Origin of the sequence: Vibrio sp. 99K-1, from assembly GCF_013114585.1 — a bacterium.
In the GTDB taxonomy this organism is placed as follows: domain Bacteria; phylum Pseudomonadota; class Gammaproteobacteria; order Enterobacterales; family Vibrionaceae; genus Vibrio; species Vibrio chagasii_B.
Genome location: NZ_VTXF01000017.1, coordinates 120,831 through 135,117 on the forward strand (window position 1 = coordinate 120,831; position 14,287 = coordinate 135,117).

Here is a 14,287-nt window from a genome sequence, read left to right on the forward strand (position 1 = left end):
ATACTACTCCCCGGTATGCTCGATATCACTAAAGACCCGAAGGTATAAAATTCTACCACCACATGTCAGCTTGAATACCTACAACAAAGTCGCCCTCTTTACCCGTGCCGTCTTGCATTTCACCATCAAGGTAAGATGCCATGAAGCGAATTTCTGGAGATGGACCGAAGCCAGAGTGCACAACTAGAGTCGGTGCTACTGTTAGCTTGTAATCATAAGAATTCTTTGACTCACCATTACGGTCTTCGTAGTTGTACATATAACCAGCTTCGGTAGCGATAAAAAAGTTTTCTGAAATTGGGAACGTTGGTCGCACCATTGCTGATACCCAGCCGTCTGTGTCACCATTGTCAAAATCGTTGTACTGGGTTTGAAGAGAGTGGAAAATATTCACACCATTTTCAAAAAAGTACCCACCCCATGCTAAAGCACGTAGTGATACATCGTTTTCATCAACAGCCTTCAAACAAGACGTACCACAACCCGTGCCTGTCGTTAACCAACTTTGATAGTCGCTACCAGGCTTGTACGTGTTGTAAGTCGTAAGAGTACCGCCTAAAAGATTACCCGAACCTAAGCCTTTACCAGCCTGCGCGATGTATTTTGTAAAACCTTTATCTGACAACCCAAAGACAGACTCAGTGTGAACAATTGCCGTCATTTCATAGCCATTCTCAGCGAATGCTTCTGGGCCATTACCAAAACCTAAATCGACCATATTGTCTGGCATATACTTAGCCATAGCGTGAAGCTCAACACTGCCAAAGTTCACGCCAGCATGAAGTGCATGCATGATGTTGTTGCTGTCACCCCAGAAACTTGTATCGCCAGAGTCATCGCTTGCAATATAAGCAAAGTCCCACTTATTACCACCTAGCTCAACACCTTCAATACCAACACCAGTACCTGACATATCCGTGTAGAAAAAGTCGGTCATAAAGATGTAATTATCTTTACCATAAAAGCGCTTACCACCCCATACAACACCGGTTTCAGATACACCCTCAAACTCGACAAAAGTTTCTGCCATACCAATTTCGCTGTTGGTTGCATCGGCATTGGCACCAAGTTGGTTGGTTGCATATTCCGCATTGTTGGCTGCTGCTCGTGTTTTGATTCGAATTTTCTGACCACCGTCATTCTCAAAATTTTTCTGCAGTGCAACTTCAAAGTGGCTATCCGACTCAACACCCAATCGACCTAAACGCTCTTTAGATGCTGGGAACTTTGCTCGTTTAAAATCATCATTTTCACTGAATAGAACACCAGCACGGAAATAACCGTGAAATTCAAATCCATCCGATTTTTCGGCATGTACAGCAGGTGCAGTAGACAAGCCAGCTGTAGCGACTAAACAAGCAAGGGTAAGCTTAGAAAGTTTCATAATAACTCCATGTTCCAAATTATACTTTCACAAAGAAAGCGCTTTCTTTATTTTTCTTAAAAAAACCAATCGAACAGATTTAAAGAAGATCAAATCTAAGCCCACATTCACTATGCACTCTTAACCTTATTGGCTTTAACCGCTCAGTTGGTATGGAAAGAGTATAAATCGATCTCGTGAATATAAACCGTGATCAACCCCACCAAAGAAAGCGCTTTCTTATGCGTAAGTCACAAAAATAGAGATGTTAAGTATTTTGTTCGAACAATCATGGAACCAAGTAAAATGTCACTGTTCACATATTAAAGACGAATTGCTCCGTTCAATCACTCAGAACCAGTTTCGAAATACACCGTCGGTTGTCTTCCTCAAATAATCGTCGAAATAAAAAAGGGAACATACATTGTATGTTCCCTTTATATTCAGACTTTTATTCAAGCCCTTTTGTTAACAGGCTTACTTTTCAAATCGAATATTATCTAGTTTAAAACTCATTTCTCCTTGAGGCTCAAACACTAAAAGGTTAGTGATCATTGTTGGATCTGCTTGATTCCCAGCAGAAAAACGGTTGTCTCTCTTTAAAATGTCAGCGATTGGAATACGTACCGTCTTCCATTCATTCATTGCTGATAGCGGCACGGTATAGTCACTTGTTTTCGGCCAGCCACTGTCCATCTTAACCAATAGTTCAACCCCGTCGGCCATACTCTCAACTTTCAAATCAAAGACCAGTTCACCCGTTTCTTGCCAATGTGTCACATCTGTTACAGGAGAACGAAAATAGATATTTCCTGAACCTTCTTTCTTATTCACTTGTAGCACTGTTCCACGATCTGGTTCGGTCACCTCTTGATAGTCAACAATATCCAATGGGTCATAACTTGCATAAGCCAAGCTTGCGTTAAGAGTTTCGGTAAAAATTTCCAACGTTGGTCCATCAGCATAACTATCATCGGTTGCTAAGATCTCTGGAGCTTCGTGCCCTATCACTTGTATTGCATGTTCAGAGCGACTTGCACACCCTTTTCCTTTCCAACGATCAACCTTACAACGGTATACTTTTACTGAATCAACTAGCATTGTTTTCGGAAACAAACCTTCGTCGATGCCTTTATCATTTGCGTTCGCTGACCACGCCCCACCGACAGCCAAGTTCAATAACAAATGAAACTTTTCATCAAACGGAGCTGCTCCACTCGCATTAATGAGTTTCCCTTCTTCTGCTTCATATTGGCTGTACCAGCCCTCTTGAGTTTGAGTCGCGTAATGAATATTGTCGACATACCAACGAATTTCACCTTCTTCCCACTCAATCGCGTATGTATGGAAGCCATCAGTTGGGTTCACACCATTTGGCAATATCGCGGCCTGCCCTTTATAAACATTGTCTGGCCAATTTCGTCCGTAATGTAACGTCCCATAGACTCGGCTCTCTAGATCATCATTTTTCGCCCCCGCCGCATCTGAAAGTGTGTTTAGGTTAACCGCTTCCATAATATCGATTTCGCCAGAAGCTGCCCATGTGCCATATATATTGTCGGTTGGCAGCATCCAAATTGCGGGCCATGAACCTTGTCCACCAGGTAACTTTGCTCTGATTTCATAACGGCCATATTTGGTGTCACGCTTGTCTTTTGTGCTAAGCCTCGCAGAAGTATAAGGGAGTGTCTTAGTTGCTCCGCCAATCGTACCTTCAGCATTGTCAGGCCCAGTATGACTTTGCTTCAGCGCGACAATGTGTAAAAAGCCATCTTTAACAAATGCGTTATTAGGATCATCCGTGTAGCACTGTTGTTCATTGTTCCCGCCCCCCCAACAGTTCACTTCTAATGACCAATTACGTTTATTTATTTGCTCGCCTTTAAACTGGTCTTCCCACACCAATTGCCAGTCTGGACTTAAAGTAACTGGAGCATGGGATAGCACTATCGGTTTTTCAGTTTGAGCTAAGTCAGCACTTTCGGATACCGGCAGCTCTATCGCCGTGCAGCCAGACATCAAAGCGGCAGAAATAAAAGACGTTAATATCTTTACCTGATTGGTTAGATCTTGCATTACAACTCCTTGTATCACGACTTTCTAAGCAGGCGACACGTAGTATCGGAGCCCATAACAGAAAGTCGATAAATGAATAACTCCGCGAGCATGGACCCAATATGCCATGCACGACCGTTTCAAAATGAGTATATAAAAGTGCATAGTTCAAAAAAGAGACAATGCTCACCTTAAGAAAGCGCTTTCTTGTTAAGTTTCACATTTTGTTAAAATTCGTTGTGGTTCGTGTAGATTCTCAAGAATTTTTGTGACCTGATTATCTGAATACCATCCTAGAACCCCTTTATTCTCAGGCTTCTATTTTTTATAGCTTACAACTAAGCTCAGAAAAACAGATTCACTTTTATTACAACAAAAAGAAAGCGCTTGCTTGATGTTTGAACGAGTATATGGAAATATTCGAGACCTTACTTTGTCTGCTTAACCTTCAAATTTAGCGTTAAGCAGTTCAGAGTTTTTAAATATTAATCATTGGATTACTAGGCTCTTATTGATCACGAAGGTAATATAGCTTAGTCACTCCTTGTAGAGATAAGGCCACTACCATTGATCACCATTAAAGAAGTATCTGAACTTGCTCAAGTTTCTCAATCAACCGTCTCACGAGCATTAAATGGTCACCCTACGGTGAAGGAAGCCAATCGCGAAAAAGTATTTAAAGCTATTGAGCAACTGGGCTACAAGCCTAATGCTTTTGCACAAGCTCTTGCTTCCAGCCGTTCAAATAGCATTGGCATGCTAGTTGGTTCGCTTGATGGGCCTTTCTATGGGCCATTAATGCATACCGCTGAAGATACCGTTCGCCAAAATAATATTCACTTAATCGTTACAAGTGGCCAGGAATCACGAACCAAAGAGCTCGATTCTATCCAGTTTTTGCAATCTAAACTTGTGGATGGCCTCATTGTTCACTCAGACAAGCTCAGTGATGACGAACTGATCAAAATAGCGAAAGACAGTGAAACAATGATTGTTCTCAACCGTTTTATTCCTGAGATTTCTGATCGCTGTATTTACATTGATAATGAGCTTGGTGGCTACCTTGCAACGAAGCACTTACTTGAGAACGGCCATAAAAAAGTCGCTTGTATCACAGGCCAGTTGAGTAAAGTTGATAGTAGAGATCGCTTTCAAGGGTATCGAAATGCCTTGTTAGAGTTCGGTATCGAATACGACGCAGGGCTGTTTGTAGAGGGACGCTTTGATCATCAAGGCAACCACGAAGCTGCGCGACGCTTGTTAGACCGAGACCCTGAGATCACCGCGATTTTCTGTCAAAATGACAATATCGCGCTTGCTGTATATGACGTAGCAGCAGAGCGAAACCTCATTATTGGGCGAGACCTTTCAGTCGTAGGCTTCGATAACGATACTCATAGCCAGCATATTCGTCCTCGCTTATCGACGGTCGACTTTCCAGTTCATGAGATGGGAGAAGAAGCTGCAAAAGGTGTTTTATCGTTAATTAATAAACGCGACTACCCATTGAAGCACAAACTAACCCCGACATTGATTGTAAGAGAGTCCGTGGCTAAGCTTTGATTTTTGTATATCAAGCACCCCATTTTTTACACTTAAAAGAAAGGCTCTAAGTATTCACTTAGAGCCTTTTTATTTCACTTTAAATTAGAATTAGAGTAACTGGTGCTTTGACAACACGACAACGACTTTCTCAATAAGACCACTACGAGAAAAGAGCTGTGAAGCCATTTCATGGTTTAGCGTTAACGATGCAAATGCCTCACTTGTTCCGTCTTTAAACTGAACTTCAATACCCTGTGTTGGCTCATCATTGAGTTGGTAAATAAACGGTACCTGGCAGTAAGTAAAAGCCAGTTGCCCAGCCTGAACAATAAAGCTCTGCATTTGTCCTTCAATATTTTGGCAGTCAAAAGTCGCCGCTTTTTGTAAGAACTCTTTAGGACTAAGAAGTGAAGGGTTAATTACAATTGTGCCATCAACGACCTCTAGACCTAGCTCTCCAAAACGAGTAATCACTTCTTCCTTAACTTGCCCTGTCATCCCTGGCTGCTGTGCTCCAGAGTGCTTTGGCGTATGAGAATACGGATCCGTCGGAAACGCACCGTAGTTTTCCGGCGTTTTGTTGAAACCAATACCAGCTCTCACTTTGTAATAGTAATCCGCTAATTTAAGAGTTTCCTGGCTATTAGAGTCCATACTCCAAGCATGCTGATAGTTTTCTTGCACAGCTAGCAGCAACTTAGAAACCATATGCCAATAGATACAACCTAAACCTTCATAACCAAACATGGTTCCCGAACGCCCAGTAAAGGCTTTATGGTTGAATACACGCTCATACAAACTAGATACATGACAAAATTCATCATCACTAATTGACGGGTAATCGGCTTTAATTTCATCAATCGCAGCCTGAAGGAAACCTTTGTTTTCAAAGCTTGAATTGAAGTGGTAAGAACCTTTGCTGTCTTGGTTTACTAATCGGTTATCTTTGGCAACAACCATCATGCTTAACAATTTGCTCTGGTCAATGTCTTTAGCGTCTAAACAGTTTTTGTCCATAAAAGAAGCCAGCTCACGGTCAGGGTAAAGCATGAAGCTATTTTGATCAGCACGATACATGTCACTGGCAAACAATTTATCCAACAACTCAACCGCTTGTTTAGATGATAATAGACCCGAGCTCAATACTGCAACTTGCCCTTCTAGCATAGGGTAAAGCTCTTCAACCATTAAGCTCTCACCAGAACAACTCAAGATGTTATACGCATTGTACAAACCGTCTTCACGCAAGTTGTTTGCAATCGTAGAATCTAGGACTTTTAAGCTCGCACCCATCAATTGAACAATCGCTTCTTTCTCAACTTTGGTTTTCCCTGAGAATCCATTGACTCGGTAAACACGCTCACGATAGTTAGCAGCAGATTTAGCCAGCTTAGTCAGCATTGCTTTACGAGTTTGACGAGTTACCGTATCTTGACGAATCTCTGTATTTGCCTCTGAAACAATCTGTGTAACAGAAGACATCCACTCAAACACTTCTTTGGAAATACTGTATGAAGATGGTGACTTCTCTAACAGGCGCTGCATAAAGGCAACATAGCGGCGCATGTAGTACAAGGTTACCATTGACAGACCGTTGCCAACGATAGCGTTGTTTGCATCATTCCATTCTGGACGTTGTGTATTCAGCCAAATACCACCATCAAGCACTAAGTTACTCAATTTTGCCAACAAAGGTACGAGTATCTTCTCCATTAAGTTGACCATATAAACTTCTTGGTCACCCGTCATCAACAAGCGACCGTCACTGCCTAAGCTCTTGACACGTTGCTCTGTCAATTCCTGCAGGTCTTGGTTGAACTCTACGGTATCTTTAGGGTTGTCAAAGAGACCTTGAACTCCACAAAGCTCGTAAGGCACATTGGCATAACTAAAAATGTCACTTTCTAGTAATTCGATAAGGTCGCTTTGCTCAAATTTGTCTGCCAACTCAAGGAATTTTAATAGATAGATGATTTGATGATCGCCCCAGTAACCAATGTTACTCCAAGGGTCATCCGCCTCTAAGAGTTCCCAATCTACACCATCTTTAGTAATTCGATACGGATTGTAACCATCCACCGTTGAAGCATTAACAAACTTAGAGATGAATGATTTGATGAACCCTGGATAACTAAGAGCCATCGCTTCCCAGTTTTGGAAAATATCACGCCAGTTGCCTTGATAAGAAAGTAAGCGTTCGCCATTTTCATCTTTGAGCTTAATCTCATAGTGGTTCCAAGGGCGGCTAGGATCACCATGACGACGTCCAAAAGTAAGCGGTAGATACTCGTAGCTCAATCGAACTAATTGAGAATCTCCTGTCGCTTTAGCGTGCGAAACTAATTCGGAATGGCTGAAAACATCCCCTAACAGATCAAAAAAGTCTTGATGGCGGCCTGCTACCTGAGAGTTGGCCTTTTCCATAGTTTTAACTACGTCAGCCTTTTCTAACATATAGCCGTTTTCAAAAACGCCACCACGCATGTTATTGAACAACACATTGGCATAATGGTGAACGCTGGTATTTTCTTCGGCTGTTATTTGCCACGCATCCGCGCCAGACATTAATGTGATTAATTCATTTTGATTATCTGCAATGCTCTTTTCTAAAGCTAGTGCTAGGTTAGCAGGAACAGAGAGCTCAGATTGAAGCTGACAGATATCGGAATGAGTCTTGTCTATATCAGCGACAATCGACCAAACTTTGGTTTGATGTGCTCGCAGCGTCAGAGACTTATGAACTAAATAACTTCCTCTAATCCCTTTCGTTAAAGGTTCACTCTTAACCGCTCGACCTTTTCTGAACGCATTAACTTGAGCACTCGTCAATAAAATTTGGCTGCTTTCCGTTTCTAAGCTGAAGACTGTCGTCGCTAGCAAAGATTCAGCAGGGTCGGCTCTATCACTCAATTTCGCGTACATGCTGAACAGAGCCAATGAACTACCATCAACTTGTTCATTCCACTTGTACGCATCAACTAATGCACTTCTTGTTTGAAGAGCTGATAACGGAGCACCTGAAGGAAGTATATTTTGTAAGCCATCTAGTGCTTCGACTTTACGCTCGAGGCTCGCTAGATTGGTCAGTTTTGAACGACGAATAAATCCGTATTTTTCACTCGTATTCCAGCTGTATTGGAACTGTAGTTGCAAAGTATGGTTTATCTCTTCAAATACGATTTTGTCTCCAATCGTATTTTTGTAAAGATTGCGTTCAACATCAAAAATACCATCATGGAATGTATTAAACGGTTCCCAAAGTACCACCTTATCGCCATGTTCAATACGGAAGATGGATTTTGACCCAGTGTTTTCCGCATTTTCATGAATATGGTCAACAGACTTGTAAGGAAAAAGCGCATTTTCCGGACGAATGCGTCCAGCTGAAAGGCTGCCTGTTGATGAAATAAATAACCAGTGATCGCTCGACGATACAACGCTAATAAAGAAAGGCGTCATTTGGTCAACATTAGAGATTTGGTAGTAACGCTCACCATCTAAATCAACGAACTTGCCATCGACCTCTGGTGTTAAGTTGTAGTCTTGTTTCATATCAAAATTCCAAAAATTCTTACACTTAAGTTTTGAAAGCGCTTTCTTTTGCGTTTCAAAAGGATTTAAAGTTTACAAATGATGGCAACGAGCAAAATGCTCTTCTGCAATTTGAGTCGGTTCTGGTATTGATTGCGTGCAAAGTTTGTCAGCTTTCAGACAACGGCTTGCGAACGGGCAACCTACGCTACTTGGCTTCCAAGAAGGGATATCACCTTTTTTCACGTTCATGTCACGCTTGCCCGATTTACCGACTTCTGGCACAGCTGACAACAACAACTGAGAATACGGATGTTGCGGGTTCTGAGTGACGTTGTCGCTATTACCCCATTCGACCATATGCCCTACATACATCACCGCCGTTTTCTCAGCAAAATAACGTGCCGTCGCAATGTCATGAGTGATGTACATGAACGAAATATCATGCTTGTCTTTCAAGTCAGCCATTAGGTTTAGGATTCCTAATCGCACAGACACATCAAGCATAGATATAGGTTCATCAGCTAGGATAACTTCCGGGCTAACAGCAATTGCACGTGCAATTGCGACACGCTGTCGTTGTCCACCACTTAATTCATGTGGGTACTTCTCTGCGGTCTCTTTAACTGGTGTAAGCCCAACCATTTCAAGCAATTCATAAACAAGGTTCGGGATCGCTTCTTTGTCTGCTCGTTTATGGATAAGTAAAGGTCGCGCAATATGGTGGTAAATCGTGTGTACAGGATTCAGCGAGCCAAACGGATCTTGAAAAATCATTTGCACTTGGCGTGCATATTCAAGCTCACCATATTTTTCAATATAGTCAGACAGAGGCTCACCTTTGAATTCGATATCTCCAGCCGTCTTATCGTAAATTCGAGTAAGAATTCGAGCTCCTGTGCTTTTCCCTGAGCCAGATTCGCCAACAATCGCTAATGCTTCTCCTTTACGTAGATCAAATGAAACATCATTTACGGCTCGCATCATATTGCTTTTGACTGACTGGCCAAGTGGGAAGTCTTTTACCAAATTCTTAACTGATAAAATAACTTCGCTTTTATCAACGTTCTTTAAAGTATTCATAATCTTTCGCTCAAACTAGGTGACAAGATACGTGATGCCCGGTCGCAATAGCGCCCAAACGAGGCTCACTTTTAATGCACATTGAAATGCATTCGCCACATCGCTCTTGGAAGTTACATCCTTGAGGTGTATCCAAAAGGTTGACAGGATTCCCGGGGATCCCGTAGAGACGTTCTTTTGGCCCATGAATAGTCGGAAATGAAGAGATAAGCCCTTTTGTATAAGGATGCTTAGGTTCACTAAATACCGTTTTCGCATCACCTAATTCGATAAGGTTACCCGCATACATCACGCCAATTCGATCAGCAATTTCGCCCATTAGGCTTAAGTCGTGACTAATAAACAGAATAGAGAATCCAAACTTACTCTTCAGCTCATACAGTTCATTCAAGATTTCACGTTCGACCACCACATCAAGTGCCGTTGTTGGCTCATCCATGATGATCAATTTAGGTTCCAGCGCCAAAGCAATCGCAATAACAACTCGCTGACGCATCCCTCCACTCAGTTGATGGGGAAAGCTCGACATTCTATCGCCATGAATCCCAACCGTTCCTAACAGCACGACCGCACGATCGTGAGCCTGTTTATAAGGTATTTTTTTGTGCGCTAGAATAACGTCCGTTAGCTGCTCACCGATGGTAATAACGGGATTAAGTGAATTCATTGCGCTTTGAAAAACAATAGAAACGTCATTCCAACGGAAGTCACGTAACTGCTTGTGATTCATCTTTAAAACATCCTGCCCTTTGTAGAGTATTTCACCCTCAGAGATAAGCGCTGGTGCTTTATGTAAGCGTGATATAGCAAAAGCCAATGTACTTTTACCACAACCAGATTCACCGGCAATACCGAGCGTTTCACCGGGCGCAATGGAAATACTAACGTCATTAACGGCTCTTGCTACGCCATTAGGAGAAACGTAATCAACACACAGGTTATTAATTTCTAAGAGATTGCTCATTATAGGCCTCGGCGTTTATCTGCTTCTTTTTTAAGTTTGTGCCACAGTTTGATGTGTGGGCCCGTACGTAATTTAGGGTTGCTCACTTGGTCAATAGACATGTTAATCAATGCGAGTCCACCACCAGTAATCGCTAACGCTAGTGCAGGTACCAGCATTTCCCACCATGCACCGGTATATAACGATGAAGAGGTCTGTGCCCAATACAACATAGAGCCCCAACTCACCTCTGTTGCATCACCTAAACCTAAAATACCTAGACCAGCTTCGGAGCCCATTGCGTAGATAACCGTGCCTAGGAAGCCACCAAAAACAATCGAAACTAAGTTTGGTAAGATCTCGACTAAAATAATGCGGATTTTTGATTCCCCCATCACCTCTGCAGAAATGATGAACTCTTTGCTTCTAATTGCCATGGTCTGTGCACGAATCACCCTAGCACCCCAAGGCCAGGAGGTTATCCCTAACAATACGGTAATAACCAGCGAACCGACCTGCCCTAAGAATGCGGCGAGAACAATCAGCAAAGGTAATTGTGGAAAAACAAGAAATACGTTAGTAATGAAGTTCAAGCGTTCATCGACTTTTCCACCAAAGTAGCCAGAAGAAACACCCACTAAAACTGCGATAGTCATTGCAATTACACCCGCGGAGATCGCAACAGTAAGCGACTTTCTTGCTCCAAATAGAACCTGGCTATATACATCACGTCCGCTACGAGTCGTACCCAGAATATGCTCAGAACTTGGTGCAACATGTGGACGAGCCACGCGCTTTTCTGGGTTGTGAGTCGACAATACAGGCGCAAATAACGCCCCGGCTAAGACAATCGTAAGTAAAAAAGTACCTATAATTGCAGGAGGGTTACCGTAGAAAAATGCGTAAACTTTACCGAGAGTTTTCTTTACATTTTTCCACGACCATTTTGGTTCACGTACCTGTGTTTTCTTCTGGTTAGCTTTATTTTGAGTATCGATTAAATTATCCATCATGCGCCTCAATTCGAGATTCTAGGGTCAAGCCAGACATATAGGAGGTCGGCAATAAAGTTAGCGGTTAGTACCGCTGTCACCAAGATAAGAAGAATGGCTTGGATAAGTGGGTAATCACGAGCAACGATGCCTTTAAGAAGGATGTTCCCCAAACCTTGGTAGTTAAAAACCACTTCAGTCATAATTGAACCTGCGAATGAGAACCCGATTGCCATTGCAATAGCGGTCGCAACAGGAAGGATGGCATTTCGACCAGCATAACGAAACATAACACGATAACTACTCAAGCCTTTGGCCTCAGCCATCGTTACGTAATCCTCGCCCAACACGTTGATCATCGCATTACGCATATTGAAGACCCATGTTGCGATACCAACCAAGACCATTGAGCCCATAGGCAACATAGCGTGTTTGGCCACACTGGAAATAAACTCCCATGTAAAACCTGGCTCTAGCGATGGGTCATAGGTATATGCCAAAGGCAATAGTTCAAGTTTTAAACCAAAGAAATAGAACAACAGTAATGCGGTCACGATGTACGGGAAATTACTAATAAATGCCAAAACTGGCGGAACAATTTGTCCAAATAGCCCTTCACGTCGATACGATGCATACGTACCAATACTGACACCAATGATGAGAGCGACAATCAACGATCCAAGCGCTAGAAACATAGTCCACGGCAGTGCCATAGCAAGGACATCTGAGACACTTACAGGAAACATAAGTACTGAAGGTCCCAAATCAAGAGTGAATACGCTTTTCATATAAGCGAAGTACTGTTCGAAAACATTACCATCAACAAAACCGTACATTTCACGAACAGCATCCATCTGAGCAGGATCCATTCGACCTTGAGCAGCAGCGAAAAGAGCATCAACAGGATCACCTGGCATTAGACGAGGCAACATAAAATTAAACGAGATAGCGATTAAGAAAGCGGTAAAATAGAAGCCAAATCGGCGAATTAAAAACGACATAAAAATCTTTTAACCTAGGGGCTACAACCTAAGCTGTAGCCCTCTCAAAAATAACTTACTTAAGGTGTAGATTGTTGAGAATAATTACTCTCTTACCACCGTCGTACCATACTGGCTGTACGTATGGGTCTTTTTCACTTGGCCAACCAACAATATGTTTAGTACTGTATTGGAACCAAGTTGGGTTAGAAAATAGAGGGATAAAGGGAAGGTTTTCAGCGGTAAACTCCTGAAGTTCACTCAACACTTTCTCTTGCTGCACTGCATCACCTATTTTGCCAAAGCTGTCGATCAATGCGTCGATTTCTGGTGAATTAACACCGTGACCAGCATGCCAAGTTTTTCCGATTCGAGACGTTGAGAAGTACTCTTGGTACGCCAAGATTGGGTTTGTCGCTACCATTGACCAGTTAATTGACATGGTATATTTGCTTTCTTTCAAATTGCTGTCATATACCGCCCAATCCACGGTCTTAACGTTTGCTTTCACACCCACTTCTTCAAAGTATTCAGATACCATCTGAACCACTTGGATCCAGTCGGTCCAACCGTTTACAACCTCAATATCAAACTCAACCGTTTCCCCGTTTGCTTTGTCGCGGAATCCATCACCGTTTTTGTCAACTAAGCCCGCTTCATCAAGTAAAGCGTTTGCTCTTTCAACATCGTACTTAGTTAGATAGCCATATTTCTTAGATACATTTTTATCAATGTGCGTTTCGTATAGCTCACCGATGCCACCAGCATTGAAGTTTGCAGTCGGATAACCGTAGGCAGCAATATCAACGATGGTTTCACGATCAAGTGCCATAGAAAGTGCTTGTCGTACTCTTAGGTCATCAAATGGCGCTTCTTTGGTATTTACGTAAAGGTGGATCGCATCATTCGCTGGATACCAAAAATGGTTATTTTCTTTATCCATATCGACAAATGTTGACTCAACGTCAGCAATAAAATTTGAACCCCAATCAATCTCACCTTTGATTAAGGCAGGTTGAATCTGAGAGTTGTCATTGTAAGAACGGAAGTTGATGCAATCTAAATAAGGTCTATTTTCTAAATAGTAATTTGGGTTTCGGCACAGCTCCATCTGTTGCGGTTTAATGTATTTAACCGTCGTCATTGGGCCACTACCTACCGGGTTAAGGTTGGTAAACGTTGTCAGATCTTCAACTTTCGACCAAATATGCTTTGGTACAATATGGTAACGCTCTAAGTTCCAAGCAAATGTAGAATCCGCTTCCGTCAGCTCAAACACGACGGTTCGCGCGTCAATAGATTTGATTTCTTTTAAGTTACCTGAAGACCAAATACCTTTTTGGTCAAAAGCTGGTGCCTCTTTAGTCAACATAAAGCTAAAAACAACGTCGTCTGCAGTTAACTTTGAACCATCAGACCACTTCAAATTCTCTCGTAACTTAAGCGTCAATGTTTTCAGGTCAGTTGAATACTCAACCGACTCAGCCAGGCGATAATCAACATCACCTGTCATGTTGTTGAATACGACCAATGGCTCAAACATTACCCCATGCAGTAAGTCTTTAGTTGTATAAGGGTTAAAGTTTTCAACAAAGCCAGTATTGATAATTGGCACCGTTAGTGTACCACCCTGCTTAACTTCATCTGCTTGTACAGAGGCTCCGAATAACGCTCCAATGGCGAGCGAAGCAATCAATGTCTTTTTGTGCATCACGTTGTCCTTTTAATGATAATAACCAGAAAGAAAGCGCTTTCTTTTAACTTTAAAAAAAGGGGGTGTTTTCGTATTCACTAT

At 42.3% G+C, this 14,287-nt stretch carries 9 protein-coding genes; 1 reads left to right on the top strand and 8 read right to left on the bottom strand.

Features of this window, described 5'->3' with window-relative positions:
- Positions 1-52: 52 nt before the first annotated feature.
- Both F0228_RS14715 and F0228_RS14720 read right to left on the bottom strand, forming a co-directional pair.
- The gene (locus F0228_RS14715; protein ID WP_019821079.1) at positions 53-1,384 is read right to left on the bottom strand and encodes a carbohydrate porin; all 1,332 of its coding nucleotides are present in this window, start codon (positions 1,382-1,384) and stop codon (positions 53-55) included.
- A 456-nt stretch (positions 1,385-1,840) separates the two neighbouring features.
- Positions 1,841-3,439 carry a glycoside hydrolase family 16 protein gene (locus F0228_RS14720; protein ID WP_171730673.1) on the bottom strand — a complete coding sequence of 533 codons (1,599 nt, stop codon included), beginning with the start codon at positions 3,437-3,439 and terminating at the stop codon, positions 1,841-1,843.
- 546 nt (positions 3,440-3,985) lie between these two features.
- Here F0228_RS14720 and F0228_RS14725 point away from each other — a divergent pair.
- A complete protein-coding gene (locus F0228_RS14725; protein ID WP_019821076.1) occupies positions 3,986-4,981 on the top strand; it encodes a LacI family DNA-binding transcriptional regulator in 996 nt (331 codons plus the stop codon).
- Positions 4,982-5,071: 90 nt separating this feature from the next.
- On the opposite strand, the gene F0228_RS14730 is transcribed toward F0228_RS14725, so the two are convergent.
- The 6 genes from F0228_RS14730 to F0228_RS14755 form a co-directional block, all read right to left on the bottom strand.
- Positions 5,072-8,515 (bottom strand): hypothetical protein, encoded by a 3,444-nt coding sequence (locus tag F0228_RS14730; RefSeq protein WP_171730674.1) that lies wholly within the window; start codon positions 8,513-8,515, stop codon positions 5,072-5,074.
- Between the two features lie 72 nt (positions 8,516-8,587).
- Positions 8,588-9,577: an ABC transporter ATP-binding protein gene (locus F0228_RS14735; protein WP_171730675.1), complete on the bottom strand. Its 990-nt coding sequence runs from the start codon at positions 9,575-9,577 to the stop codon at positions 8,588-8,590.
- Positions 9,578-9,587: 10 nt separating this feature from the next.
- Positions 9,588-10,541 (bottom strand): ABC transporter ATP-binding protein, encoded by a 954-nt coding sequence (locus tag F0228_RS14740; protein ID WP_116871859.1) that lies wholly within the window; start codon positions 10,539-10,541, stop codon positions 9,588-9,590.
- Positions 10,541-11,530, bottom strand: a complete 990-nt coding sequence (locus F0228_RS14745) for an ABC transporter permease (protein WP_116871858.1) — start codon at positions 11,528-11,530, stop codon at positions 10,541-10,543. Before F0228_RS14745 ends, F0228_RS14740 begins: the two co-directional genes overlap by 1 nt.
- Before the next feature lie 8 nt (positions 11,531-11,538).
- The gene (locus F0228_RS14750) at positions 11,539-12,513 is read right to left on the bottom strand and encodes an ABC transporter permease (protein WP_061032840.1); all 975 of its coding nucleotides are present in this window, start codon (positions 12,511-12,513) and stop codon (positions 11,539-11,541) included.
- A gap of 55 nt (positions 12,514-12,568) precedes the next feature.
- Positions 12,569-14,203, bottom strand: coding sequence for an ABC transporter substrate-binding protein (locus F0228_RS14755; protein WP_171730676.1), 1,635 nt, complete (start codon positions 14,201-14,203; stop codon positions 12,569-12,571).
- Positions 14,204-14,287: the final 84 nt, after the last annotated feature.